Here is a 25,256-nt window from a genome sequence, read left to right as displayed (position 1 = left end):
CATTTCCGGGGCTTCAAGAAACGCCGAGGGTCAGCGGTCGCCCCGGCGCAGGAGCGGGGTGATGTCGGCGATGGGGTTTTGGCGCATGTCAATTGCGCACGAGGCCGGCAGACGCGCGATGGGGGAGATGTCGCGGATGCGGTTGCCGGTGAGCCGCAGCTCCCGGAGGTTCCGGAGCTCCGCCAGGGGTCCGATGTCCGCGATGGCGTTGAACGAGAGGTCGAGGCGCTCGAGTCCGGTCAGCGCCTCGATGCCGCGGAGGTCCTGGACGTCCGGATCCCCCCCCTCGGGGGTGGCGCAGTCGAGGCTGCGGAGGCGGGCGACGAGGGCGGGGGCGAGGGGTCCGCCCGGCTGGCCCAGGGCCCGGCGCACGCACGCCTCCAGCGCGGGGTCGGCAAACGCCACGCCGGTCGGTTCCGGCGGCCGGGGTGCGGCCGCGGGCCGAGGGAGCGCAGCCGGGGTGGCGTTCTGGCGGCGCCGTTCCGGTTTCCGGGCCGATCGGGGCGCCGGTTTCGGGGGAGAAGCGGGGGAGGCGTCGTGCTCCGCCGGGGCGGGCCGGGGCTCGGGGGGGACGGAGCGCGCTCCCTCGGCCGTGGCGGTCCGGTCCGATCCGGGTTCCGAAGGACGGCCCCCGGGAGACTCCGGGACGGCCGGCGCCGGGGACGAACCCACTGGCCCGACGGGTGCGGGAAAGGGGGCGTCCTGAGCCGCGACGGGGGCTGTTGGGGCCACCGGCCCGTTCGGAGCCCGTTCGTTTTCCGCCGCGGCTCTCGGCGGTTGGGGGGCGACCTCCGGCTCCGGCGACGGCGGTCCTGCGGTGACGGGCTCCACGGGGCTCCGGCCCGCCGCCATCCACCCGGCGACGGCCACCGCGAGCCCCAGCACGGCGGCCGCGAGCACCCAGGGGGCCCGCCGCCGCGGCACGGGGGTTCGGGGCTCTTGCGGTGCCGCCTTGGGGACCGGGGACGGCTCGGGCGGCGGCTTCGGATCGGGCTCCTTGCGGACCCCGGGCAGAAGGGCCCCCGAGAGGTCGGTCCCCTCGGTAAGGGCGCCCCCGATGTCGGCCCCCCGCAGGTCCGCGTCCCGGATCGACGCCCCCGCCAGATCGGCCCCGGCCCACCGGCTGTGGCGGCAGGTCGCGCCGTCGAGGCGGGCGGAGCGGAGGCGCGCGCCCCGCAGATCGGCGTGGAGAAGCCGCGCTTCGGTGAGGTCGGCGCCCTCGAGGTCTGCGTCGCGCAGATCGCTCCCGGAAAGGTCGGCCTTGCGGAGGTCCAGGTGGGAGAGGTCGAGTCCCCGGAGGTCGAGGTGCGAAAGGGGCGCGCCGTCTTTCCCCCGAGCCTCCACCTCGGCCCGGGTGGGTTTCCGGAGTTCGCGCTCCAGCTTCCGGATCCGCGTCGGCCAGGCGGCCGGTGCCTCGGCCCGAAGTTCCTCGGCCTCCGCCCGGCGGCCCATCTCCACCAGGATTGCCTCGATCCGGAGCGCCGCGGCGTCCGCGTCCCCCTCCGGGCCGGAGAGGGCCTGCTCCAGCTCCTTGCGGGCGGCGGCGAGCAGGGGCGCCCACTCCGAGGGGTAGCGCAGCCCGGCCCCGGCCTTCCGGGCCTCGGCGATCCGAGCCACGGTGGCCACGAGGTGGCGGCAGGTTTCCTCTTCGAGCCCGGTGACCGCGGCCACGTCCCTCGGGGGCGCCGACGAGAGCACCTCAAGCTTGGCGATGCGGGCCGCGGCGAGCCGGTCTACCGCGTCGGGGGAGAGCCCCGGGGTGCGGGAGACGGCCCACCCCAGGGCTTCGAGATCGTCCCGGGCCGTGCGGGGTTCCTGGGCCGCGGCGCCCAGGAGCCCCAGCAGGGGGTCGCGCAGTTCGAGCAGGGCGTGGAGGGCCTCGGTGGACACGGCTCCCCGTTCGCCCACGTCCCGGAGGAGCTTCCGGAGTTCCCGAAACGTCCGGGCCAAGTCCTCTAGCCCCGCGTGTTCGGCTACACCGATGACCCCCTCCACCTGGGGCAGAAGCTCCGTGACCCGTTTCGGGTCCTCGAGGAACCCGGCCGGGTCGGTCAGGAACGCCCGGATCGGACCGAGGTGGGCCGCCGCCACCTGGCAAAACGTGTGGAGGAGTTCCGGGTTGGCGTCGGGTTCCATGGGGGCCTGGGGGATCGGGTGCACACGTCCAAGGCACGGATCGGCGGGGCGGCCCGAAAACCTTAGGCTGAGGGGATTTCCGCTTTTTCCCGTTGGACAACCCGGCGGGGCCGCGGTACCAAGGATGGGGACGTCGTCGACCAGATCCGGGGCGAGCTTCCCCGGACGCCCCCCACCGAAGGAGGAAGGCCCATGGGAACCATCGTCCACACGTCGCGCATCACGATCACCCGGGAGAAGGGGCCGGTCCGGAAGGCCGTGATCCACGGCCTCGAGGAGCCCGTGTACTACGGGGTCCACTCGGGCATCCAGAAGTTCTACGGGGTGGACCCCGTGGAGGAGCACGCCGCCACCCTCGACCACATCGTGGGCGCGGTGGCCGGGTGAATGATGGGCACCCTGGCCAGCGTGCTGGCCACGAAGAAGATCCGTACCCACACCGACCGGTTCCGGTGCGAGGCCGAGGGCGATATCGAGGACGTGGGGGGGGTGCTCAAGATCACCCGGATCCGGGTGCGCTACTTCCTCAAGGCCCGGCCCGAGGAAGAGGCCGACGCCCGCTGGGCCCTGGAGAACTACATCGAGCGCTGCCCCGCCGCCCAGAGCGTGATCGGCTGCATCCCCATCGAACACAGCCTCACCATCGAGCCGGGTTGACGGGAACGCCCCCCTGGGGTTGGGGGCGTTCCCCGACCCCAGGGGACCCCTTGCTCCCCGGGCCCCCTGAAGATATCATTTTGCTCAAATGCTATCAGTGGAGGTGCAGGATGGTCCGCACGATCGTGAGCCTGGACCCCGACGACAAGCGCTGGCTCGACGAACACGCCCGGCGCCTGGGTGTCTCGATGACCGAGGTGGTGCGCAGGGCAATCCGCCTTTATCGGCGAACGGACGCACCGGAGGCTCCGGGGTTAGACGAACTCTTGGCCCAGACGAAGGGCGTGTGGAAGGGCGAGGACGGCCTGCGGTATCAAGAAAAGGTTCGGGCGGAATGGAAAGAGCGTTGACCCGTCTGGTCGACTCGGTGATCTTGATCGACCACCTGAACGGCGTGACGGAGGCCACCGACTACCTTCGGGCCCATTCTCGTGCGATTGCCGTCTCCGTGATCACGCGCGCCGAGGTTCTGGCCGGTCTGGACGCGGTGCAGGTGCCGGTGGTGCGGCCGCTCCTCGATGCGCTCGTCACGCTGCCCGTGGACGTCCCCGTGGCGGACGCCGCGGCCCGCTTGCGGCGCGAGTACCGCTGGAAGCTGCCGGACGCGCTTCAGGCGGCGGTGGCGCTCCACCATGGACTCAAGCTGGTCACCCGGAACACGAAGGATTTCCCGCCGCAGAGATTCTCCTTCGTGGAGGTGCCATACCGCCTCTGACGTGCCCCTTCGTTTTCCCTTGACAGCGGTCCAGTTGGTTGGGATACTGACTGAGTACTCAGTCCAGGAGGAACCCATGACCCGCCGGGAGGCCATTTTGCAGGCCGCCGTGGAGTTGTTCGCCGAGCGGGGCTACGACGGCACCAGCACGGCCGACATCGCCGAGCGCGCCGGCGTTGCCCACGGCACGGTGTTCCACCACTTTAAGACCAAGGAGAACCTGCTGGTGGAGATCGGGGCCGTGCTCGTGGCCGCGTACCGGGACCACTGGCGGCGGTTCGATCACGCCGCCGGCACCGGATGGGAGGCGCTGGAGCGGTCGTTGCGCCTTGACTTCGCGTTCATCCGAGCCCGGGAGCGGGAGGTCGTGGTGCTCGTGCGGGAGATTCCACGGCTGTTCGGCACCGAGGAGGAGCGACGCCAAGTCGCCGAGATCCACTGCGCCATGGACGAGATCAACGGGATCCGCCGGGCCATCCTGCGACGGGGCCTGGCAGACGGCTCGATCCGACCAGTGGACCCGGAGGCCGCGGTGTTCGTGATCCAGAGCCTTATGGACGGTGTGGTCCACCGGTTGGCCAAGGGGTTCGAGGAGATGCCCGCCGACGCCGAGGAGGCCGTGGTGGGGTTCTTCCGCCGGACCCTCCGGGCCGGCGGCTGAGGCCGATCCGCGCGGGGCGCCCGAGCGCCCCGTTTTGTCGGCCCGGCTAACTGAGTGAGTAGTCAGTCTGTCGCGCGGCGGCCCCGTTTCGGGGCCCAGATCCCCCGGGGCCCGTCGCCGGGGAAAGGAGTTTCCAGATGAACCGATCGGCTTGGATGGCGTCCCTCACGGTCCTGGCCCTCCTGGCGGGGGGCTGCGCCCGGGAGGCGGCCACCGCTCCCACGGCGGAGGCCGCCCGCCCCGTGAAAACGGCCGTGGTGTCCGCGGGGTCCCCGGTGGAGTCCCGCTCGTTCCCGGGCGTGGTCGAGGCGGCCACGGAGACCCGGCTGGCGTTTCGGGTGGGCGGGCCGGTGGTGGCCCTGGAGGTGGGGATGGGCGAGCGCGTGGCCCGCGGACAGGTGCTCGCGCGGATCGATCCCCGGGATTACCGGGTGCGGGTGAGGGCCCTGGAGGCGGCGCTCGCCGAGGCCCGGGCCCAGGCCAAGGCCCTGCGCGAGGGGGCCCGGGCCGAGGACGTGGCCGCCCTGCGGGCCGAGCGCACGGCCGCGGCCTCCCGGCTGGAGGAGGCGCGGACGAACTGGGAGCGCTACCGCCGGCTCCTGGCGGAAGGGGTGGTGGCCCAGGCCGCGGTGGATCGGGCCCGCACCGCCTACGACGCGGCCCGGGCGGCCCTGGAGGCCCTGGACCGGAACCTGGAGAAGGCGACCTCGGGAGGCCGGCCCGAGGACCTCGAGGCCATGGACGCCCGGATCGACCGCCTCGAGGCGGAGCTGGCCGCCGCCCGGAACGCGCTGGCCGACACCGAGCTGCGTGCCCCGTTCGACGGGGTGGTGCGCGACACGCTGGTGGAACGGCACGAGACGGTGGCGCCGGGCCAGCCGGTGGTGAGCCTGTTCCAGGACGGCCGGCCCGAGATCACCGTGCGCGTGCCCGAGGCCATCGCGGCCCACCCGGAACGGATCGCCGGCGTGGTCTGCACGGTGGAGGCCCTGCCCGGCCGGCGCTTCGAGGCCGAGGTGAAGGAGGTCGGCCGGGGCACCGGCGCGGCGAACCAGGGCTATCCCCTCACCGTGGCGGTGCGGATCCCCAAAGGGGTGGTGTTGCAGCCGGGGATGGCGGCCTCGGTGACCCTGGCCCTGCGCAACCCCTCGGCCGAGGGCGCGGTGCGCGTGCCCCTGGCCGCCGTGGCGGCCGATCCCCAGGGCCGGTCCCGCGTGTTCCGGTTCGACCCCTCCACCTCCACCGCGGTGCCGGTGCCCGTCCGAACCGGGGCGGTGCACGGCGGCGAGGTCGAGATCCTCGAGGGCCTCACCCCGGGCGACGAGATCGTGACGGCCGGGGCCCGGTTCCTGCGGCCCGGCCAACCCGTGCGCCGGTTGGGCCGGTAGGGGAGGCGACGCCATGGGCCTCACCGCTTGGACCCTCAAGAACCGCACGGTCGCGTACCTGCTCCTCGTGCTCACGGCCCTGGGGGGCGTGGCCGCGTACCGGTCGCTGGGGCAGCTCGAGTTTCCGGCCTTCACCATCAAGACCGCGGTGGTCCTGACCCCGTACCCCGGCGCCACGGCCGAAGAGGTGGAGCAGCAGGTCACCGACCCCATCGAAACCGCGGTCCAGCAACTCTCCCAGGTCAAGGAGGTCCGCTCCCTGTCCCGGGCGGGGCTTTCCATCGTGTACGTGGACATCAAGGACCGGTACCTCAACCGGGACATGCCCCAGATCTGGGACGAGCTGCGGCGCAAGGTCTCGGACGTGCGCGCCCAGCTCCCGGCAGGGGCGCTCCCGCCCCAGGTCAACGACGACTGGGGCGACGAGTACGGGGTGTTCTTCGCGCTGACCGGCGACGGCTACTCCTACGCCGAACTCAAGGCCTACGCCGACGATCTGCGGCGGGAGCTTCTTCTGGTGCCCGACGTGGCCAGCGTGGAGATCTGGGGCGCCCGCCAGGAGGTGGTGTACCTGGAGATGTCCCGGGCCCGCCTGGCCGAGGCCGGGGTCCCGGTGGAGGCCGTGGTGAACCTGCTCAACGCCCAGCACCGGGTGGTGGACGCCGGCCGCGTGACGGAGGGCACCGACGAGCTGCGGCTGCGGCCCACGGGGGGCATCGACGACCTGGAGGAGATGGAGAACCTGCTCGTGCCCACCGACCGGGAGGGGGGGCTCGTGCGCCTGGGCGATCTGGTCACCATCCGCCGCGGGTACGAGGAGCCCACGCCGTGGGAGATGCGCCACAACGGGCTGCCCGCCCTGGGGATCGGCATCGCCACCGTGAGCGACGGCAACGTGGTGCGCATGGGCCGGGCCGTGAAGGCGCGGCTGGCCGAGTTGGAACCCCTGCGGCCCGTGGGGATGGAGTTGGCGCCCATCGCCTACCAGGCCGACACCGTGTCTGAGGCGGTGAACGGGTTCCTGGTGAACCTGGTGGAGGCCGTGGCCATCGTGATCGGGGTGCTGTGCGTCACCATGGGGATGGCGTCGGGGTTGGTGATCGGGGCCGTGCTCCTTCTGACCATCCTCGGCACCTTCGTCGGCATGGCGGTGTTCGGCGTGAGCCTGCAACTCATCTCCCTGGGGGCCCTCATCCTGGCCCTGGGGATGCTGGTGGACAACGCCATCGTCGTGACCGAGGGCATCCTGGTGCGCACCCAGGCCGGGATGGACGGCGAGCGGGCGGCGCTCGAGACCGTGCGGCAGACGGCCTGGCCGCTCCTCGGCGCCACCGTTGTGGCGATCCTGGCGTTCGCGGCCATCGGCACGTCCCGGGACTCCACCGGGGAGTTCTGCGGCTCGCTGTTCTACGTGCTCGGCCTCTCCCTGGGGCTCAGTTGGGTGTTCGCGGTGACCGCCACGCCGCTTCTCGCCCTGCGGTTCCTGCGGCCCTCGGCCGGGGCCGTCGGCGCCGACCCCTACGCGGGCCGCTGGTTCCGGGCCTACCGCCGGCTCCTCTCCGGCGCCCTGCGCCGACGGGTCGCGACGCTCACGGCCCTGGGGGTGCTCCTCGGGGCGGCGGTGTGGGGGTTCGGATTCGTGGAGCAGTCGTTTTTCCCTAGCTCCCGCCGGTCCCAGTTCATGGTGGACCTCTGGGAGCCCGAGGGCACGAGCATCGCCCGCACGTCGGCCGACGCGGCGCGGGTGGCCGAGTTCCTGGCGGGGCTCGACAACACCGAGGCCACCACCACCTTCGTGGGGCAGGGGGCGCTGCGGTTCCTGCTCACCTACGAGCCGGCCATGCGCTCGAGCGCCTACGCCCAGGTGCTCGTGACGGTCGCGGACTACCGGGGCATCGACGCCATGGTCGCCCAGACCCGCCGGTGGCTCGCCGAGAACCTGCCCGGCGCCGAGACCAAGGTGAAAAAGTTCGTGATCGGGCCCTCGGCCGGGGCCAAGGTGGAGGCCCGGCTGAGCGGGCCCGACCCGGCGGTGCTCCGTCGCCTGGCCGAGGAGGTCAAGGCCGTGTTTGCCTCCACCCCGGGCGCCTACGCCGTGCGCGACGACTGGCGCCAGCCGGTGCCCGTGCTCCGGCCCGCCGTGGCGGAGGCGAGCGCCCGGCGGCTGGGGCTCACCCGCGTGCAGCTCGGCGGCGCCCTGGCCGCATCGTCCTCGGGGCTTCCGGTGGGCCAGTACCGGGAGGGCAACGACCTGCTGCCGATCGTGCTGCGGCTCCCGGAGCCCGAGCGGGCCGGTGCCGGCTCGGTGGCGGACGCCCCGGTGCCGCTGCCGGGGGGCGGGGCCGTGTCGCTGGGACAGGTGGCCCCCCGCACGGAACTCGCGTGGGAGACCTCGATCATCCGCCGGCGCAACCGGAAGCGCACCCTCACGGTGATGACCGACCCGGAGGTGGGTAACGCCGACCCCCTGTTCCGGGCCGTCAGGCCCCGGGTGGAGGCCCTGGCCCTCCCCGCGGGGTACACCCTGGAGTGGGGCGGGGAGTACGAGAGTGCCCGCGACGCCCAGGCGAGCCTGTTCCGGTTGGTGCCCCTCTACTTCCTGGCCATGGCGGTGATCGTGGTGGCGCTGTTCAACCGGCTGCGCCAGCCGCTCATCATCTTTCTGTGCCTGCCGCTTGCGGTGGTCGGGGTGACCGCGGGGCTTCTCGGGTTCGGCGCCTCGTTCGGGTTCATGGCGCTCCTGGGGTTCCTGAGCCTGTCGGGCATGCTCATCAAGAACGCCGTGGTGCTGATCGACCAGATCGACCTGGAGATCCGGGAGGGCAAGGAGCCGTTCCGGGCCATCGTCGATGCCTCCACGAGCCGGACGCGCCCGGTGCTGATGGCCGCCCTGACGACCGTGCTGGGCATGATCCCCCTCGTGCTCGACCCGTTCTACTCGGCCATGAGCGTCACGATCATGGGCGGCCTCACGTTCGGCACGGTGCTCACCCTCGTCGTGGTGCCGGTGCTCTACGCCGTGTTCTTCCGCGTGCGGCCGGCGGCATGACCGCGGGCCGAAAGGACGTGCCATGAAGAAGTTCCTGCTCCCCCTTGTGGTCGGGACGGCCCTGTGGGGCCCGTCGGCGTGGGCCGCCCCCCTGACCGTGGACGAGGTGGTGGCCCGGGCCCTGGCCCACAGCGACGCGGTGGCCGCGGCCCGAGGCGAGGAAGAAGCGGCCCGGGAGGCCGTGCGGGAGGCCCGGGCCCGACGTCTTCCCCGCCTCGACCTCGGGTACCGGTACACCCGGTTCGCCGACACCCCGGTGGTGAAATCCTCATTCGGGGACCTCCCCACCTCCCACGACGGCCTGCACCGGTGGCAACTGACGGTCTCCCAGCCCCTGTTCACCGGCTTCTCCCTGGCCGAGAACCAGCGGGGGGCCGCCGCTGCCCGCCGGGGCCGGGAGGCCCAAACGGCCCGGGCCCGCCAGGCGGTGGCGGCCCGGGCCCGCACGGCCTACCATCGGGTGCTCCTGGCCGGGGCCCTGGTGCGGGTGGCCGACGACGCGGTGGCCTCCCTGGAGGCCCACCGGGAGACCGCGAAACGCTTCCACGAGCAGGGCCTGCAGCCCCGCAACGAGGTGCTCCGGGCCGAGGTGGCCCTGGCCGAGGCGCTGCAGGAGCGGGAGCGGGCCCGGGCCGACCTGGCCCTGGCGCGGACCCGCCTGGCGCTCCTGGCCGACCTCCCCGAGGGATTCGAACTCGCGCCCCTGGCCCCCGACCGGGCCGCGGCCGCAGACCCCGGGGCGTTCGAGGTCTGGCTCGGGCGGGCGTACCGCTACCGGCCCGAACTTCGGGCCGCCGAGGCGGAGTTGGACGCCGCCCGGGCCCGGGAGCGGGCGGCCCGGGGGGAGTACTGGCCCACCGTGGAGGCCGTGGCCGGCTACGAGCGGGTGGGGGACACCCTCGACGCCTCCCGGAACGGCTTCGCCAACGACCACAACGCCTGGGTGGCCCTGGAGGTGCGCACGAACCTGTTCTCGTGGGGGGCCTCCGCGAGCCGGGTGGGGCAGGCCCGGGCGGCCCGCACGGCGGCCGAGGCCCGGCTGCGGGGCCTTCGGAAGGACGTGGCCCTCGAGGTCAAGCGGGCGTGGCTCGACGTGGGGGTGGCCCGGGCCAACCTGGCCACGGCCCGTGCCGCCTTGGAACAGGCCCGGGAGAACCTGCGGATGACCACCCTCCAGTACGAGCAGCAGCTCGCCACGTCGGCCGACGTGCTCGACGCCCGGGCGTTTCTCACCCGGGCCGAGACGAACCACGAGGCCGCCTTCTACGGCTTCCTCGACGCCCGAACGGCGCTGGACCTCGCGGCGGGGACGCCGGTGGGCCCGCCCGCCGGGGACCGGGACGACCGGGAGAGCGACCGATGAGCCCCCTGGACACCGCCGTCGGGGTCATCCTCCTCGTTCTGCTGGGTATCGGCCTCCTCTTGGGGCGAGAGGGCCGGCGCCCCCCTTCGCGCCCCCGGCCGAACCCTTACCCGTACCCCTGGCGCTCAAGCTGCTCGAGGAGGAAGGCGCGCACCGCGTCCCGGCCGCGGAACACGCCGTAGTGGCCCTCGCACAGGACGTCGGCCTCGAGGGCCAGGAGCCGGCGCATCGAGGCGGCCCAGAGGTCCTCGTCCGAGCCGAAGTCCGGGTGGAACGGGCCGTGGACGTCCTGGGCGAAAAGGATCCGCCCGTGGGGCGTGTCCCACACCACCGAGATGGACCCCGGCGTGTGCCCCGGGGTGTGGAGGCACTGGAGGGCGGCCTCCCCCACGGGGACCACCTCCCCGTCTTCCTCCAGAACCCGGTCCACCCGCACCCGGGGCAGGCGGATCCCGTACCACGAGGCCGCGGTGCGGCGGGGGTCGCCCGTCTCCACGGCCTCGAGATCGCCCCGGTGGCAGACGACCTGGGGATGGGCCGCCGCGACGATCTCCGCCACCCCGCCGATGTGGTCCACGTGGCCGTGGGTGAGGAGCAGGGTGGACAGGGGTTTCTCCCCGAGGCCGGCGGCTCGGAGGTTCGCGAGGATCCGCCGCGCGCTCGCCCCCGCCCCGCAGTCGATCAGGCCGGCGGCGCTCCCGCCGTCCACCGCGTAGACCAGGCAGTCGGCCGGGTCGGTGATGCCCGGGCCCCCCACCAGGTACACCCCGAGCGCCACGACCCGCGGGCCCTTTCCCGAAACCCCCATGGCTGCTCCTTCCCCCGGCTCAGGGCTCCTCGTATTTGTACCCCACCCCGTATACGGAGTGAATCAGGGCCAGGTCGGGGGCCACCGCCGCGATCTTTTTCCGAAGTTTCTTGATGTGGCTGTCGATAGTGCGGTCGCACACGATCCGCTGGTCCCGGTAAATCCGGTCCATGAGCTGGTCGCGGGAGTAGATGCGGCCCGGCCGGGCCGCCAGGGTTTGGAGGAGCCGGAACTCCACCGGGGTGAGGTCGAGCTTGCGCCCGCCCAGGTAGGCCGCGTACCGCTCCTCGTCGAGTTCCAACAGCGGGCGGCCCGGGGGGTGTGCGGGGGCGCTCCGGCGGAGCACCGCCTTGACCCGGGCCACGACCTCCCGGGGGCTGAAGGGCTTGCAGATGTAGTCATCGGCCCCGAGTTCGAGGCCGAGCAACCGGTCGATCTCCTCCACCCGGGCCGTCACCATGATGATGGGGACCGCGCTGAACCCCCGGATCGCCTTGCAGAGGTCGAACCCGCTGCCGCCGGGGAGCATCAGGTCCAGGAGCACGAGCGCGGGGGGCGCCCGCCGCACCCGGTCCACCACCCCCTCGGCGGTGGCCATCCGCTCCGTGGTGAACCCCTCGCGCTCCAGGTAGTCGCGGAGGAGTTCCGCCAGGCGGTCCTCGTCTTCCACGATCAGGATCGGTCCGTTCATGCGCCGGCCCTCCGTTCCCGGGGCAACCGCACCCGGATCGCGAGCCCGCCCAGGGCCGAGGGGGCGGCCTCGATCGTGCCGCCGTGGGCCTCCACGATGTTCTTGCAGATCGTGAGCCCCAGCCCCGCCCCGCCCGTGGCGCGATTTCGCGACGCCTCGCCCCGGTACAGGCGTTCGAACAGGCGGTCCCTTTGCTCCTCCTCCACCCCTGGGGCGGAGTCTTCCACCACGATCTCCACCCGGTCGGGGCCGGCCTCGGCCCCCACCCGCACCCGCCCGGGCGCCGCGGTATAGCGCAGGCTGTTCTCCAGCAGGTTCTCGAAGAGTTGCCCGAGCCGGTCCGGGTCCGCCGTGAGCGGAACCGGTGCCCCGGGGAGCCGGGTCTCCAGGGCGAGCCCGGCCGCCTCGAGCCGGGGGCCGAAGCGTTCAAGGGTCTCGGCCAGGAGGCCCACCACGTCCACGGGCCTTTTCCGGTAGGTGAGGGCACCGAGATCCGACAGGGACAGTTCGTACAGATCGTCCACGAGCCGGGCGAGCCGGAGCACCTCGCCGTGCAGTCCGCCCAGCCCCGCCGCGTCGGGCGTGCGAATCCCGTCCTGCATGGCCTCGATCTCGCCCCGGAGGACCGCCAGGGGCGTGCGCAGTTCGTGGGCGATGTCGGCCACCCACTGCCTGCGGGCGGTTTCGTTCGCCTCCAGGGTCCGGGCGAGTTCGTTGAAATCCGCGCACAGCCGGCCGAGTTCGTCGGCCGGCCCAGGGGGAACCCGGGTCCCGTACCGGCCCGAGGCGAGTTCGCGGGTGGCGGCCGACAGCGAGCGGATGGGCCGCAGCAGGTGGTTGGCCAGGGGAAACGACAGAAGGAGCGAGAACCCGGCGGCCACGAGGGAGATCAGGGCGAACGCCCGGGTCTGCCGTTGCACGAACAGCAGGTCGGCGGCGTCGGTGAGTTCCCGCAGGGGCACGGCGGCCAGATACCCCACCGGCCGGCCCCCGTGCACCACCGGCACGAGCCGCTCCGGGGCCTTTCGGTCCGAGGGGGCGAACACCGGCCGCTTCCGGGCGTCGAACAGCTCCACCCGGGCCCCCCGGCCGGGTGGGGGCGGGGGCGGCGGGGCGCCGAGGCCTCCGGTCCGGGCCCCGGCCTGGAGGATGCGGTGCCAGGCTCCGGGGTCGTTCCGGAGAAAGTCCCAACTGCCGTTCTCCCCGTAGAGCACCGCGAGGCGTTCCGCGAGGGCTTGAATCTCGGCCGTCTGCTGTTGGTTGACGTAGGCCAGGAACTCCCGCCCGAAGCTCCAGCGCAGAAAGAGAAAGAGCGAGGTCGCGACCACGGCGCTCGACACAAGGAGCGCGGCGAAGAGCTTGGTCCGGATCGAAACCGTCATGGCCGTCGGTCTCCAGGTCTCGTGGGCTCGGCTGGGGGAAAAGGATACCCCGAAACTGTGCACGAAGTGTGGAGCCCGTTTTTCCCATTTCGTCCCCATTTCCTGCCCATTCCTCCGGCATTCTACCCCCGACGTCCCCGGGGCGCCCCGCGAGGGGGTCCATGGAGCTTCCGCCGTACCAGGGATCAGAATTCAGAGGACAGATGTCAGAAACCCCCTGTCCTCTGTCTTCTGTCTTCTGGCACCTGACACGGGCCCGTCGCCCCGCCCGCCGACGCACACACCGGCGCCTACGCGTGGCAGTGTGTCGCGAACGGGCCGCCCCGCGGCTTACGGGAGCTTCCAACCGAGGAGGTGGATCATGAGCAGCGCAGGGATGGCCGCCGTCGCCGCGGCGGTGGTGCTGGCGGGATGGCTCGTGGGGTGCGCCGACGGGCCCGCGGGGACCGACCCCGTCCCGACCGAGGCCGGGGTGAAGATCACCTCGGGGGCCTTGCGGACCTACCCGCTGGTCGACACGGGGCAGAGCGCCTGTTTCGACACCGACGGGGAGCCGATCGACTGCCCGGCAGAGGGCGCAGCCCTCTACGGCCAGGACGCCCAGTTCACCGGCACCTCGATGAGCTACACCGACAACGGGGACGGCACGGTGACCGACGAGGTCACGGGGCTCATGTGGCAGCAGACGCCCACCGGCGAGCACCTGAGCTGGGCGGAGGCCATAGCGTACTGCGAGGCCTTGGAGTTGGGGGGCTACGGCGACTGGCGCGTTCCCAGCGCCAATGAACTCTTCTCCCTCAGCGACTTTTCCCAGGGTTGGCCCTACATCGACACCGAGGTCTTCGACCTTTCGGACCCCACGGTCAGCAAGGACGAGCAGTACTGGACGAGCACCGCCTACGCGGGGGTGACCGTGGAGGGGCGCGACGAGGCCGTGTTCGGCGTGAACTTCGGCACGGGGCACATCAAGGCCTATCCCGGGTCGGTCACCGGCCCCACGGCGAAGCGGGTGCGCTGCGTGCGGGGTGAGGAGTACGGCGTCAACGCCTTCGTGGACAACGGCGACGGCACCGTGACCGACTGGGCCACGGGGCTCATGTGGGCGCAGGAGGACGGCGGCGTTGGCATGGACTGGGAGGAGGCCCTCGCCTGGGTGCAGCGAAAGAACGCCGAGGTCTACCTGGGCTATAGCGACTGGCGTCTCCCCGACGTCAAGGAACTCCAGAGCATCGTGGACTACACCCGGGCCCCCGGGGCCACCGACCCGGACCGGGAGGGCCCGGCCCTCGACCCGGTCTTCCACATCACCCCCATCACGAACGAGGCCGGTGAGGCCGACTATCCCTACTTCTGGACGAGCACGTCGGCCCGGTTCCAGGCGTGCGGGCCCCATTCCTACGCCTGGTACGTGGCGTTCGGCCGGGCGGTGGACCCCAGCGGGGCCGACTCCCACGGGGCGGGTGCCGTTCGGTTCGACACGAAGGTGGAAGGGGGCGCCACGGGCGAGGGGGGAGAGCGCGTTTACAACTTCGTGCGCCTGGTTCGCGGCGGCGACGTGGCGGAAACCCCGGCGGGGAATCCCTCGGACGAGGTCTGCGACGGTTCCGACGTGACGTTGCCGGAAGGCCCGGCCAGTTGGGGCGGTGGAATCCCGACACCCTAACCAAGGAGGTTCCCATGATCGGCGCCATCGGCATGAACGGCGGCACGGGGGTCTACGCGGCCCAGGCCGCGAGACGGCCCCCTCCCCCGCCCCCGGACAAGGACGTGTTTCGGGCGGCGGACCAGGATGCGGACGGCACGGTGTCGTCCGCCGAACTCGACACCCTGACCCAGGCCCTGTCGGAGGTCACCGGGACCCCGGCCGACACCCAACAGGTGCTGGAACGCTACGACACCGACGGGAGCGGCGGCCTGGACGGCGCGGAACTGTCCGGCTGGCTCACCTCCCAGGGCCTCGGCCCCCCGCCGGGCGCGCCGGAGGCCCTTGGGGGAAGCCCCCCGGTCACCGGGCCCGGGCGCGCGGCCGCGGCGTACCAGGAGCAACGTGACGGCACCATCGACCGGTTGCTGGCCCTCCTGAAGGAGGGGTCCAGCGCGTTGAACACCACCGCCTGACCGAGGGGACCACCGCCCCTGGAACGCCCGCCGCTCGCCCATGCGGCGGGCGTTCCGTTTCCCCATTTCGTCCATCTTGGCTGCGCATTGGGCCCCTATGCTGTTCCCATCGAGACGGTTCCCCCCAACCAAGGAGTGACCGATGAAACGACACCTGCTTCTCACCCTGGTTCTGGGCCTCGGCCTGTCCTTCCTTTCCGCCCCTGCCCGGGCTCGCGGCGGTCGACCGCCCCACGGGCCGCCGCCCGAGGCCTTTGAGGCGTGCGAGGGCAAGGGCGCGGGCGACGCCGTGGAGTTCCGCGGCGGACGCGGCGAACTCGTGGAGGCCGTGTGCCGGGAGCACGACGGCCGCCTGGTGGCGGTGCCCAAGGACGCCCCGGAACGGCCCGAACGCCAAGGGGACCCGCGATGATCGCCGCGTGCGGTGCCCGGGTTTGCGGGACCCCCGGGCGCTCCCCGGGGGCTGACGCCCCCCGGGTGCTTCTGGTGGACGACAACCAGATGCTCCGGGAGTTGACCGCGGCGTTGCTCGCCGAGCAGGGGTTCGCCGTGACCGCGGTCGGGGACGCCCGGGCGGCCCTCGAGGTCCTCGGTCGGGAGCCGATCGACGCCGTGGTCACCGACATCCGGCTGCCGGGGCCCGACGGAAACTGGCTCCTGGGATGCATCCGGGGGGCCGGGGGCCGGCAGCCGGTCGTGGCTGTCACCGGGTCGCCCGAGCGGGTCACGGCCGCCTTCGACGCCGTGCTCGTCAAATCCTACGCTCCGGCCCGTCTCGGCACCGTGGTGACCGAGTTGCTCGCCCGGGCGGGGGAAGGGAGGTGAGCATCGATGGCCATCGAGCGGATCGACGGATGCATCGGGTGCGGCACCTGCGTGCGCACGTGCCCCACCGACGTGATCCGGCTGGACGAGCACTCGGGGAAGGCCCGGGTGCGGTACCCGGCGGACTGCCAGATCTGCCATCTGTGCCGGCTGTACTGCCCCGTGGGCGCGATCACCATCACGCCCGAGAAATCGATCCCGGTGGTGGTGCCATGGGGGTAGGGCTGCGGCGGGTCTCGGCTCGGCGGGAATTGCAGCGGTTCGCGGCGCTGGCCGGGGGGCTCCCCCTCGCGTGGTGGGCCCTGGGGGGGCCGCCGGCCCGGGCCCCCTGGGCCGACGCCCTCTCGATGGTGGCCCTGGTGGGCTTGGGACTCCTGGGCGGGCTTTTGCACCTCACCCGGTCCGGTGCGGCGGGACCGGCCGTGGGCCGGATCCTGCGGGTCCACCGGGTCGCCGGATTCGGGGCGGTGGCGGCCGGGCTCGCCCATCCGTTCCTGGTGGTGGCGCCCCGGTTCTGGGAACCCGGGATCGCGCCGGCGGACGCCCTGGCCGCCCTGGTTTCCCGGATCGGAACCCCGGGCCTCGCCCTGGGGGGCCTGGCCTGGCTGGCGTGCCTCGGGCTCGGGGTCACGGCCCTGTGGCGGGGCCCCGTTGCCTACCGCACCTGGCGCCTCGGGCACGGCTGGTTGGGAATCCTGGCCGCGTTCTCGGCCGCCGGCCACGCCCTCGTTCTCGGCCGGCACCGAAGCGCCTTCATGGTGGTGACCGCGGCGGCCGTGGTGGCCGGGTGCGTCTACCGGCTGCTCCGGGGCCGCCCCGTTCGGGACAACACAGGAGGAATCCGACGATGACCGAGCAACCAAGCGGCGGGGTCTCCCGCCGGGAGTTTCTAGCCGCCTCGGGCGGGGCGGCCGGGTTCGTGGCCCTGGCGGCCTTGGGGCTTTCCGGGCTCGGGGCCTCGCCCGAACCCAACGAGCCGGCGGTCGACCCCGCATCGGCCCGGTGGATCGAACACGAGGCCGACGTGCTCGTGGTGGGAGGCGGCATGGCCGCGGTGTTTGCCGCGGTCAAGGCCCGCGACGCCGGGGCCCGGGTGGTCGTGGTGTCCAAGGGCCGGATCGGGGCCTCGGGCCAGACGCCCTTCGCCAAGGGGATCTTCGCCTATGATCCGAAAACCGCGCCCCTCGGGCCGGACGAGTTCGTGGCGGCCGTGTCACGCTCGGCCCTGGGCACGAACAACCCGGTGTTCACGCGGCAGCTCGTGGAGCACTCCCGGGCCCGGGTGGAGGAACTCCGGGCGTGGGGGTTCTTCGACGCGCCGCTTTGCGCCCCCGCCCTGCGCCAGCCCCTCGACGCGCGAAGGATCCCGGTGGTGGAGCGGGTCATGGTGACCCACCTCGTGCGGCAGGGCGGCCGGGTCGTGGGGGCCGCGGGGTTCGCCTTCGACGAACCCCGGCTCCACCTGTTTCGGGCCAACGCGGTGGTGTTGTGCACCGGGGCCGGAGGGTTCAAGCCCAGCGGGTTTCCGATCTGCGACCTCACCCACGACGGCACCGCCATGGCCTACCGGGTCGGAGCCAAGGTCACCGGAAAGGAGTGGAACGACGGGCACTTCACCCGGGCCGACCACCCGGCCGCCTGCTACGACGGCTGGCGGGGGATGTTCGACCGAAAACCCGGGATCACGCAGGTCGAGATCCACCACGACCTGGGCGTCGAGATGAACTACCGGGCCTACGTCCTCGGCGGTCCCCTGGAGGGGGGACCGCCCGGCGCGAAGGAGGCTTCCCCGTTGGAAGGGGGGCCCTACCAGCCGGAGGAGTTCCGGCGCCCGGGCGGCCCGCCGCCCCCGTCCCCGGGGAAGGGGCGGCGGCCCAAGGGCCCGCCGCCGGGCATGGGCGGCGGGGCCCTGATGGGGGGAGCCTCGGCCGGCATGTCGATCCACAAGTCCGAGGGGCTCGCGCCGACCGACCCGACCGGGGCCTCGACCGTGCCAGGCCTGTGGGCCGCGGGCGACGCGTTGGGATCCCACATGTCGGGGGGGATCTACACCCAGATCGGCTCCTCCCTGGCCGGTTCGGCGATCCAGGGGGCCCTGGCCGGGGAGGCCGCGGCCCGGTACGGCAAGGGCGTGCCCCCGCCGCGGATCGCGGCGGCCGACCGGGACCGGTTGGGCGAGGAGATCCTGGCGCCCCTGCGGCGCAAGCGGGGGTTCGGACCGGCCTGGGTCACCCAGACCCTCCAGGGGATCATGATCCCCAACTTCGTCCTCTACGTGAAAAGGGAGCCGCTCCTGCGGGCGGCCCTGGCCTATGTGGAGGAGCTGCGCGACCACCACGTGCCCCTGCTGCGGGCCGCGGATCTGCACGAACTGCGCCTGGCCCACGAAACCGCCAACATGGTGCTGAACGCCGAGATGAAGCTGCGGGCCTCCCTGTTTCGTACCGAGAGCCGCTGCAGCCACTACCGGCTCGACTACCCCGAGATGGACACCGCCAACTGGAACGCGTGGGTCAATCTCTACCGGGGCCCCGACGGTTCGATGCGGGTGGAAAAGCAGCCCTTCGGCACGTGGGCCGCCGGGCAAGGGGCGTGAGGAAAAAGGAAAACACCCCGGATGGTAGCGGCCGCTACCGCCCGGGGCGGCGGGCGGCGCTAGGGTGTCACCATCGAACGGAACCCACGCCGAACGGAGGTGACCCATGAGCGCCAAGAACACCCTTTACACCCAGTTGGCCGAATCCCTGAAGGACCTGTGTTTCCCCATCCGGAGCCCCGGGGAGCTTCGCCGGGAACTCGACGAGCACGGCGTGGGGCCCGTGTGCGCCGGGGCGGTCTGCCTCGACCCCGACGGGATCTCCGAACTCCTGTCCCCCCGGGATTTCCTGTTCACGAATCCCACCCAGATCGCCCAGGTCCTGGCCCAGCGGGCGGCCGTCGCGCTCATGCCCGGGGCGTCCGGGTCGGGGAATCGGCTCCCCCGGTAGCCCAGGCTACATGCCGGGGCGGCGAGGTGCGGTACCCTGCACACGGATGCTCTTGGACTCTCCCACGAAGGAGGACGACCCATGAAGGTGCTCGGCGTATCCGGAAGCCCGGTTCCCAACAGCAACACCGACCGCATCGTGAAGGCTGTGCTCGAGGCCACCGGCCTCGAGACCGAGTTCGTGAAGCTCAAGAAGTACGACGTGGCCCCGTGCCAGGCCTGCCTGGGGTGCGTGGAAACCAACCGCTGCGTCATCCAGGACGGCGGCATCGAACTGGCCGAGAAGGCCAAGGATGCCGACGCCCTGGTGATCGGCGGTTTCACCCCGTACTCCAGCCTCGACGCCCGGACCAAGGCGTTCATCGAGCGCCTGTACCCGCTTCGCCACAAGCACGGGTTCCTGAGGGGCAAGCCGCTCGCCGCGGTGGTCACCTCGGCCGTGCCCCGGGGCGCCGAGGGGCTGCCCCCGGCGGCGGATTTCGGCGTAGGCGCCATCAAGTTCATGGCCATGGAGGAGGGCATGGAGTACGTCGGCGAGGTGGTCATGGACGGCAATGTGCCCTGCGTGAAGTGCGGCTACGGCAACGAGTGCGTCATGAGTGCCATCCCCATGCTCTACGGCCCCGAGGCGACGGTGGAGTCGGTGGGCATCAAGACCTTCGAAGACAGGGACACGGTCGTCGAAGAGGCCCGGGCCCTGGGCCGGAAGATCGCCGAGGCCCTGGCCCGGAAGAAGTAGCCGGTCGGGTCGCATCGCCCGGCGACCGGTGATCCGCCCGTCCCGGCCGGAAACGGTAGGCGCGAGGCGAGCGGGTCCCCTACCGGCCCCCGGAAGCATGAAGGCACAATCTGGGCGGCGGGGTTCAGTTTTCCCTCCCTTGCGCCGCGGGCGCCGGGGCGAACGCCGACTGGTCCGTCACGAAGAGGTATCGGCCCTTGGTGCGCACCCGGCCGGTCTCCTTGAGCTTTTTCATGGCCTTCGTGATGCTCACCCGGTGGGCGCCCACGAGAAACCCGATCTCCTCGTGGGTCAGAGGGAACGCGATGTTCCAGCCTCCCGGCACGGGGGTGCCCACCTGCTCCGCCACCGTCAGGAGGGTCTTGTACAGCCGTTCCTCGAGGCTGGGCTCGGAAAGGGCCCCGAGTTTGCCGGTGAGGTAGTCGATCCGCTTGGCCAGGTTCTTGATCACCGCAAGCCCCACCTGGGGGTGCCGCTCCACGAGCCGCTCGAAGGTCGGCCGGCTGAGGCCGCACACGAGCGAGGGGGTGATGGCCGTGGCGAACACGGGGTACTCCCCCTCCTCGATGAACACGCTCTCCCCCAGGAGGTCGCCGGCCTTGCGGAACCCCAGGATGAGTTCCCGGCCGTCCTCGGTGAGCTTCCAGAGTTTCACCGCCCCGCCCTTGATCAGGTACATGGAGTTCGCCGCCTCGCCCTGGCTGAAAATGGTCTGGTTCGGTTCGTAGCGTCGGCGGACGAGTTCCTTGCTCACCGTCTCCCAGGCCTCGGGCGGCGCCCCCTCGAACAGCCACACGTGGCCGAAACACTTGGGGCTGAGTTCCACGCCCGGCCCGGCGATCTCGGCACACAGACATCCCGCCATGGTCGTCTCCTCTCTCTGGGGTGCAGGTCGTTTCCCGAGTCCCCCCGGCTGTCGCGTCTTCCCCCGTGGCGCACAGCATGCCCGCGAAGGGGAACCGGAGGTGTAGCGGCGACTACACGAAGGCCTACGGCGGCGCCCTCCCTCCCCGGCCGGGGTGGGGTCCCTGAAAACCCTTCCATCGGTAGCGCCCGCTACAACCGCGCCCGAACGGCCCCGGTAGCCTGGGCCCGTGCGGGGGTGAGCAGGGAGGTCAATCTACCACCCGGGCCCCAGTCCGAAAGGAGAGCGTCATGGACGTGAAGGCCGAACTCCGAAAGCAGATCATCGAGGCCTCGGCCGGGGCGCGGAGTTCCCCATCGCCACGCCGGAGGCCCTGCTGGCCGCCTTCGGCGGACCCGACGCGCCCTGCCGGGCCGGGGACGTGAAGCTCCGTGCCGGCGACGCGGGCACCGTGCTCACACCGGCGGACTTCCCGTTCGCGAGCGCCGAGGCGGTGGCCGACACCATCCTGTCCCGCGCCTTGTAGTAGGATCGGGGAAAGGGGGGGCGCAGGCGCCTGCGCCTGGCAGTGTGACGCCATCCGGCCTCCATGGCCCGTCCAGCCCGTCAACCCACACCCGAGGAGGTTTCCACCCATGAAGATTCTCGGCATCTCCGGCAGCCCCCGGCGGGGGAGCACCACCGACCGGCTCGTGCAGGCGGTCCTCGAAGGGGCGGCCTGCGACACGGAGTTCGTCTCCCTGGCCGGCCGGCGGATCGGCCCGTGCATCGCCTGCCTCGGCTGCGTGGAGGACAACGTGTGCAAGGTGCGCGACGACATGGCGCCCCTGCGGGAGAAGGTGCTGGCCGCCGACGCCCTGGTGATCGGCGCCCCCAACTACTTCGGCCTGCTCAACGGCCTCACCCACTGCTTCCTGGAGCGGTTCTACCAGTTTCGCCACCGGGATCGGGCGCTCCTGGCCGGAAAGCTCGGGGCCGTGGCCAGTGTGGGGGGCCGGATGCCGGATCCCCCGGCCGAGAACGTGAGGGCCTTCTTCGCGGCGAACCAGATCGAGTACGTGGGCGCGGTGTCGGCCCAGGGACCGGCGAGCTGCTTCTCCTGCGGATACGGGGAGGGCTGCGACGCCGGTGCGGTGCGGAAGCTCTACGGCCCGAACCCCCGGATCACCCCCGAGAACACCCCGGACCTGGCGAAACAGCCCGAGAAGATCGAAGCCGCCCGGGCCCTGGGCGCCGAACTGGCGCGCCGGCTAAGGGAACGGACGGCCGCCCCGTGAGGGGCGGGTCCGGCGCGGGGCTCAGGTTCGGCCCACCGGGCAGGTGGCCATGCACCGGAAGCAGAAGTACTGGAACCCGATGAACCCGGCCTGATAGAGGCGCCAGTAGTGGGGGTCGCGGAGCATGGCCTTGCGCTCGGCGGGGTCGGCCTCGCCGAACTGGGTCCAGAACCGGATCGCCCCGGCGATGCCGTAGGGCTGGGAGTTCTTGAGGCACTTCATCACGTCGGTCTTGCCCTCCTCGTCCAGGGCCGAGGCGGGGCAGTTCTCCACGCACAGGCCGCACCCGGTGCACAGTTCCTCGGCCACCGGCGGGTCGGGGGGGAGTTCGGCCTCGGTGACCACGGCGGTGAACACGACCCGGCTTCCCAGCCGGGGGTGGATCACCAGGTTGTGGCGGCCGAACCGCCCGAGGCCCGCGGCCACGGCGGCGTGGCGAAGCGACAGGTCGCCCACGGTCCCCTTGGTCTCGAGGCTCATCTCCAGGGGATACGAGGCCGGCACGGTGACGGCCCGGGCCCCTGTTTTCCGCTCGATGAACCGGGCCACCTTGTAGTTGCACGACCGGGAGAACTCCATGACGTCGAGCCGGCCGTTCATGGCGATCTGGGGGCTCGGGCTCTCGCAGGTGGAGAGTTCCCGGTAGGCCAGGACCACGATCGACCGGGCCCCGGGCAGGAGCCGCTCCACTGGCGGGGAGAGCGGGCTTCGATAGCCCGGGGCCGCCGCAAACCCCACGTCGTCCACCCCGGCCTCGAGCGCGTAGGTGCGGATCGATTCCCTCATGGCGTCTCCTTCCGGCGGACTCGCCGCGCTGTGGCCACCGGGGGGCCGGGGCCCGTCTCACGATTCCGGGTCGCTGGGTTCGGGCCGCGACGGGCCCGAGCCCGCGAACCCCGGGGAGGTTTCAGGGTTTCGGCCGCGGATCCCCCGGCCCCCCGAGGGTGCCGAGCACCCATTCGGCCAGGGCATCGTAAACCTGGGCCGCGGCCTCGTCCACGTGGGGGGCGAGGCAGTCGGCCTCGACCCGCTCGAGGTAGGCCGACCAGGCCCGCTCCAGGGCCAGGACCGCGCCGGCCCGGCGGGCGGCCGCCCCCGCGCGCCCGCCGGCCCGGAGCCGGTCCCAAAGGCCGGTCCGGCGGTCCGAGGCCCCGGCGGTCCCCCGGAACAGGGGAATCCGCCGGGTGGCCGTGATCTGGCGGGAGAGTTCCCGGCGGTCGGGGGCCTCGCCCGGGGCGAGCCCGGCCTTTTCCAGCGCCTCGGCCGCCTCCCGGGCCAGGCTCTCCCCCGCCCGGGCCAGGGCGCCCCGGGCCTCCAGGGCCAGGTTTCGCACCGCGTTCACCCGCAGGGGTTCGGTGGCCGCGAGCACGGCCTCGATCCGGTCCCGGTAGTCGGGCGCCGCGGGGTCGAGTTCGGCCACCCGGGCCGCCCAGGCCCGGCGGTGGGGGCTTCGCCGCCGGCCGAACCCCCGGCGCAGCTCCGCAGCGATCCGGTCCTTCTCCCGCTCGGCCGCCCCGGCCATCCGCTCCGAGAGCCAGCCCAGAAGGGCGTCGGCCGTGTCGGCCCGCCAGGGGCCCCGCCCGAGCCCCAGGGGCGACGTGCCGCCGGCCGCGGCCAGGGCCTCCACCATCACCCGCCGGAGGTCCGCCCGGCACCGGGCGAGGACGAGCCGGTCCCGCTCGGCCTCCACCCGGGCCCAGAGTTCGTCCCGAAACGCCCGAAAGGCGTCCCGGAAGGGGGCCGCGAGGGGGGAGCCCTCCCAGGCCTCCCGAAGCCGGGCCTCGCCGGGGGCGAGCCGCTCGGGATCCAGAAGGGCCAGGCGGTCCAGGAGCCCCAGGAGGGCCGAAAACGCGGCGGGTCCTTCCCCCACCCCCAGGCCCCGGAGGTCCCGTTCCACCGCGCCGGCCACCCGGGTCAGATCGGCCGGGCCCCGGAGTTCGGAGAGGTCGGCGTTCAGCACGAACCGCGTGATGGGTAAGAGCCCGTACCCCCGCAGGGCCTCCAGGAACCGGAGATCCGCCTCCCGCAGGCCCACCCGCCCGGAGATCACGTACACGATGGCGTGGGCCCCGAGGAGCGCCCGGTCCACCACGGCGTCGTGGGCCGCGTTCCAGGCGTCCACCCCGGGGCAGTCCACGAGAACGACGCCCGCGGGGAGGTCCGGGGCCGGAATCTCCACCCGCACGGCCTCGAGAAACGTGGCCACCTCGTCCCGGGTGACCCAGCCCCAGAGGCCCTCGCCCGGGGGGAGGGAATCGTCCCGGGGGGTGTCGGCGAGCCGGTCGGCCACGGCGTCGAACCCGCCGAGGAGCGCGGCCAGGGCGGTGCGGTGGGGGGAAGGGGGGCCGTCCAGGAGGGCGCGGGCCGCCGCCCGGTGCTCGGGGTTCCAGAGGTCCCAACGGCCCGGGCGGCCCAGGGCCTCGAGGTGGAGCGAAAAGGCCCGGTTCACGGCGGCTCGGGACCGCCAGGTCACCGTGGTGCCGGGCCGGTCGGCCGGAACGAGTTCGGTGACCTGGGCCGTGAGCACCCCCGACCCCCGGGGCAGGGCGTCCCGGCCCACGAGGGCGTTGGCGAGGGTGGACTTTCCGGATTTCACGGCCCCCACCAGGGCCACCCGGACCTCGGCGTCGGCGGCCCGGGTCAGGGCTCGGTCCACCTGGGCGAGCCAGTCCCGGACCCGGCCCCCGAGGTCGGGCCGCCGGGCCGCCAGGTCCCGGAGGCCCTGGCGGGCCTCCTCGGCCGCGGCCTCGACCCCGGCCCGGAGCCGTTCGGCCCGGGCCGATCGGACCGGGTCGGTCACGGGGCCTCCCGGTGGAGGGCCCAGGCGAGTTCGGACCAGAGTTCGAACCCGGCCCCTTGGGGCAGCCCGGCGGCCGGATCCGCCGGATCCACCCATCGGTGGCCGGTGAGTTCTCCGTCTCCCTCCCGGGCTGTGGCCGGGTCCACCGTGAGCCGGCAGCACACCCCCACGTGGACCCGGCCCACGTCGGTCTCGTCCTCGTTGATGAGCCCCACCACCTCGAGGTCCCCGACCCACCGGGCGGGATACTCCTCGGCCACCTCTCGCCGGGCGGCCCGCTCCAGGAGGGCCGGACCGGCCTCCGCGCCGTCCGCGTCCTCCCGGTCGATGTGACCCCCGATCCCCAGGCTCCAGAAGGCGTGGAGCCGGGCCTCGGTGCCCTGGCGGGGGTACACGAGCACCCGCCCCCGGGGGTCGAAAAGCGTCACGTAGGGAATGACCTGCTTCCAGTCCGGGTCGGTCTCGGCCGCGGGCCGGGGCATCCACCGGGCCTCCCGTAAGCTCAGGCGGGCCGCTGCGTCGGCCCACGAGGCGGCCGGCACCCGGGCCCTCGGCCGGCGCAGAAGGGGATCGAGGACGGTGCGGGGCACGACGAGGATCGTCTGGTTCTTCATGGTTCCTCCGGCGCGGGGGTTCGCCCGGAGTCTGTCACACCGGCCGCCCCCGCCTCAACCGCCCGGACGCACGAAGGGCCGGCCCCGGGGGGCCGGCCCTTCTGGTGCCTCCGGCGTCAGCAGGGGTGGACGCTGGAGGTTCCCACCACCTTGGGCTTCACGTAGGTCGTTTTCTTCATGGC

At 72.7% G+C, this 25,256-nt stretch carries 27 protein-coding genes; 19 read left to right on the top strand and 8 right to left on the bottom strand.

The genetic code is table 11. The features are described from left to right. Positions 1 to 30: 30 nt before the first annotated feature. Positions 31 to 2,136 carry a pentapeptide repeat-containing protein gene (locus tag ACYQ8L_RS06125; RefSeq protein WP_459940896.1) on the bottom strand — a complete coding sequence of 702 codons (2,106 nt, stop codon included), beginning with the start codon at positions 2,134 to 2,136 and terminating at the stop codon, positions 31 to 33. A gap of 192 nt (positions 2,137 to 2,328) precedes the next feature. Between ACYQ8L_RS06125 and ACYQ8L_RS06120 the strand changes: the two genes are divergently transcribed. The 8 genes from ACYQ8L_RS06120 (at position 2,329) to ACYQ8L_RS06085 (ending at position 9,969) form a co-directional block, all read left to right on the top strand. Beyond that, positions 2,329 to 2,523, top strand: coding sequence for a hypothetical protein (locus ACYQ8L_RS06120; protein ID WP_459940895.1), 195 nt, complete (start codon positions 2,329 to 2,331; stop codon positions 2,521 to 2,523). Next, a complete protein-coding gene (locus ACYQ8L_RS06115; protein ID WP_459940894.1) occupies positions 2,524 to 2,793 on the top strand; it encodes an OsmC family protein in 270 nt (89 codons plus the stop codon). A 110-nt stretch (positions 2,794 to 2,903) separates the two neighbouring features. Further along, positions 2,904 to 3,143, top strand: coding sequence for a ribbon-helix-helix protein, CopG family (locus ACYQ8L_RS06110; protein ID WP_459940893.1), 240 nt, complete (start codon positions 2,904 to 2,906; stop codon positions 3,141 to 3,143). Then, positions 3,140 to 3,508 (top strand): PIN domain-containing protein, encoded by a 369-nt coding sequence (locus ACYQ8L_RS06105; protein ID WP_459940892.1) that lies wholly within the window; start codon positions 3,140 to 3,142, stop codon positions 3,506 to 3,508. The genes ACYQ8L_RS06110 and ACYQ8L_RS06105 overlap by 4 nt, the downstream gene beginning before the upstream one ends. Positions 3,509 to 3,584: 76 nt before the next feature. Beyond that, positions 3,585 to 4,169, top strand: a complete 585-nt coding sequence (locus ACYQ8L_RS06100; RefSeq protein ID WP_459940891.1) for a TetR/AcrR family transcriptional regulator — start codon at positions 3,585 to 3,587, stop codon at positions 4,167 to 4,169. Positions 4,170 to 4,306: 137 nt separating this feature from the next. Continuing rightward, positions 4,307 to 5,557, top strand: a complete 1,251-nt coding sequence (locus ACYQ8L_RS06095) for an efflux RND transporter periplasmic adaptor subunit (RefSeq protein WP_459940890.1) — start codon at positions 4,307 to 4,309, stop codon at positions 5,555 to 5,557. 13 nt (positions 5,558 to 5,570) lie between these two features. Beyond that, positions 5,571 to 8,606 (top strand): efflux RND transporter permease subunit, encoded by a 3,036-nt coding sequence (locus ACYQ8L_RS06090; RefSeq protein WP_459940889.1) that lies wholly within the window; start codon positions 5,571 to 5,573, stop codon positions 8,604 to 8,606. Positions 8,607 to 8,628: 22 nt separating this feature from the next. Beyond that, positions 8,629 to 9,969: a TolC family protein gene (locus ACYQ8L_RS06085; RefSeq protein ID WP_459940888.1), complete on the top strand. Its 1,341-nt coding sequence runs from the start codon at positions 8,629 to 8,631 to the stop codon at positions 9,967 to 9,969. A gap of 106 nt (positions 9,970 to 10,075) precedes the next feature. Here ACYQ8L_RS06085 and ACYQ8L_RS06080 read toward each other — a convergent pair whose 3' ends face one another. Genes ACYQ8L_RS06080 through ACYQ8L_RS06070 form a run of 3 tightly spaced genes read right to left on the bottom strand, consistent with a single transcriptional unit; the run spans position 10,076 to position 12,850 of the window. Next, complete coding sequence (locus ACYQ8L_RS06080) at positions 10,076 to 10,777, bottom strand: MBL fold metallo-hydrolase (RefSeq protein ID WP_459940887.1); 702 nt, start codon at positions 10,775 to 10,777, stop codon at positions 10,076 to 10,078. Between the two features lie 19 nt (positions 10,778 to 10,796). Continuing rightward, positions 10,797 to 11,468 carry a response regulator gene (locus ACYQ8L_RS06075; RefSeq protein WP_459940886.1) on the bottom strand — a complete coding sequence of 224 codons (672 nt, stop codon included), beginning with the start codon at positions 11,466 to 11,468 and terminating at the stop codon, positions 10,797 to 10,799. Beyond that, positions 11,465 to 12,850 carry an ATP-binding protein gene (locus tag ACYQ8L_RS06070; RefSeq protein ID WP_459940885.1) on the bottom strand — a complete coding sequence of 462 codons (1,386 nt, stop codon included), beginning with the start codon at positions 12,848 to 12,850 and terminating at the stop codon, positions 11,465 to 11,467. Before ACYQ8L_RS06070 ends, ACYQ8L_RS06075 begins: the two co-directional genes overlap by 4 nt. A 361-nt stretch (positions 12,851 to 13,211) precedes the next feature. Here ACYQ8L_RS06070 and ACYQ8L_RS06065 point away from each other — a divergent pair, with 361 nt between their 5' ends. The 9 genes from ACYQ8L_RS06065 (at position 13,212) to ACYQ8L_RS06025 (ending at position 19,518) form a co-directional block, all read left to right on the top strand. After that, complete coding sequence (locus ACYQ8L_RS06065; RefSeq protein WP_459940884.1) at positions 13,212 to 14,513, top strand: Lcl C-terminal domain-containing protein; 1,302 nt, start codon at positions 13,212 to 13,214, stop codon at positions 14,511 to 14,513. A 14-nt stretch (positions 14,514 to 14,527) separates the two neighbouring features. Beyond that, positions 14,528 to 14,968, top strand: coding sequence for an EF-hand domain-containing protein (locus tag ACYQ8L_RS06060; RefSeq protein ID WP_459940883.1), 441 nt, complete (start codon positions 14,528 to 14,530; stop codon positions 14,966 to 14,968). A 142-nt stretch (positions 14,969 to 15,110) separates the two neighbouring features. After that, entirely contained in the window at positions 15,111 to 15,380 is a 270-nt protein-coding gene (locus tag ACYQ8L_RS06055) for a hypothetical protein (RefSeq protein ID WP_459940882.1), read from the top strand. Beyond that, positions 15,377 to 15,793: a response regulator gene (locus tag ACYQ8L_RS06050; RefSeq protein ID WP_459940881.1), complete on the top strand. Its 417-nt coding sequence runs from the start codon at positions 15,377 to 15,379 to the stop codon at positions 15,791 to 15,793. Before ACYQ8L_RS06055 ends, ACYQ8L_RS06050 begins: the two co-directional genes overlap by 4 nt. Before the next feature lie 6 nt (positions 15,794 to 15,799). Then, the gene (locus ACYQ8L_RS06045; protein WP_459940880.1) at positions 15,800 to 16,015 is read left to right on the top strand and encodes a 4Fe-4S dicluster domain-containing protein; all 216 of its coding nucleotides are present in this window, start codon (positions 15,800 to 15,802) and stop codon (positions 16,013 to 16,015) included. After that, the gene (locus tag ACYQ8L_RS06040; protein ID WP_459940879.1) at positions 16,006 to 16,644 is read left to right on the top strand and encodes a ferric reductase-like transmembrane domain-containing protein; all 639 of its coding nucleotides are present in this window, start codon (positions 16,006 to 16,008) and stop codon (positions 16,642 to 16,644) included. The genes ACYQ8L_RS06045 and ACYQ8L_RS06040 overlap by 10 nt, the downstream gene beginning before the upstream one ends. Beyond that, positions 16,641 to 18,389 (top strand): FAD-binding protein, encoded by a 1,749-nt coding sequence (locus tag ACYQ8L_RS06035; RefSeq protein WP_459940878.1) that lies wholly within the window; start codon positions 16,641 to 16,643, stop codon positions 18,387 to 18,389. The genes ACYQ8L_RS06040 and ACYQ8L_RS06035 overlap by 4 nt, the downstream gene beginning before the upstream one ends. 106 nt (positions 18,390 to 18,495) lie before the next feature. Then, positions 18,496 to 18,780 carry a hypothetical protein gene (locus tag ACYQ8L_RS06030; RefSeq protein WP_459940877.1) on the top strand — a complete coding sequence of 95 codons (285 nt, stop codon included), beginning with the start codon at positions 18,496 to 18,498 and terminating at the stop codon, positions 18,778 to 18,780. 81 nt (positions 18,781 to 18,861) lie between these two features. Further along, on the top strand, positions 18,862 to 19,518 hold the full coding sequence (locus ACYQ8L_RS06025; protein WP_459940876.1) for a flavodoxin family protein: 657 nt from the start codon (positions 18,862 to 18,864) through the stop codon (positions 19,516 to 19,518). Positions 19,519 to 19,642: 124 nt separating this feature from the next. Here the strand turns inward: ACYQ8L_RS06025 and ACYQ8L_RS06020 are convergent, their stop codons facing one another. After that, entirely contained in the window at positions 19,643 to 20,383 is a 741-nt protein-coding gene (locus ACYQ8L_RS06020) for a Crp/Fnr family transcriptional regulator (RefSeq protein WP_459940875.1), read from the bottom strand. Positions 20,384 to 20,636: 253 nt separating this feature from the next. On the opposite strand from ACYQ8L_RS06020, the gene ACYQ8L_RS06015 reads away from it, so the two are divergent. Together ACYQ8L_RS06015 and ACYQ8L_RS06010 are read left to right on the top strand one after the other, a co-directional pair. Further along, positions 20,637 to 20,909 carry an MTH865 family protein gene (locus tag ACYQ8L_RS06015; RefSeq protein WP_459940929.1) on the top strand — a complete coding sequence of 91 codons (273 nt, stop codon included), beginning with the start codon at positions 20,637 to 20,639 and terminating at the stop codon, positions 20,907 to 20,909. A gap of 109 nt (positions 20,910 to 21,018) precedes the next feature. Beyond that, positions 21,019 to 21,660 (top strand): flavodoxin family protein, encoded by a 642-nt coding sequence (locus tag ACYQ8L_RS06010; protein ID WP_459940874.1) that lies wholly within the window; start codon positions 21,019 to 21,021, stop codon positions 21,658 to 21,660. Between the two features lie 21 nt (positions 21,661 to 21,681). Here the strand turns inward: ACYQ8L_RS06010 and ACYQ8L_RS06005 are convergent, their stop codons facing one another. From ACYQ8L_RS06005 to ACYQ8L_RS05995, 3 genes are all read right to left on the bottom strand, one after another. Next, the gene (locus ACYQ8L_RS06005) at positions 21,682 to 22,446 is read right to left on the bottom strand and encodes a 4Fe-4S binding protein (protein WP_459940873.1); all 765 of its coding nucleotides are present in this window, start codon (positions 22,444 to 22,446) and stop codon (positions 21,682 to 21,684) included. Between the two features lie 121 nt (positions 22,447 to 22,567). Continuing rightward, entirely contained in the window at positions 22,568 to 24,460 is a 1,893-nt protein-coding gene (locus tag ACYQ8L_RS06000; RefSeq protein WP_459940872.1) for a dynamin family protein, read from the bottom strand. Further along, positions 24,457 to 25,074 (bottom strand): NUDIX domain-containing protein, encoded by a 618-nt coding sequence (locus ACYQ8L_RS05995; protein ID WP_459940871.1) that lies wholly within the window; start codon positions 25,072 to 25,074, stop codon positions 24,457 to 24,459. Before ACYQ8L_RS05995 ends, ACYQ8L_RS06000 begins: the two co-directional genes overlap by 4 nt. Positions 25,075 to 25,256 lie beyond the last annotated feature (182 nt).

This window comes from Deferrisoma palaeochoriense (assembly GCF_054656955.1).
The sequence above is the reverse complement of the archived record's forward strand: the minus strand, read 5'-3'. Positions and strand labels throughout refer to the sequence as shown.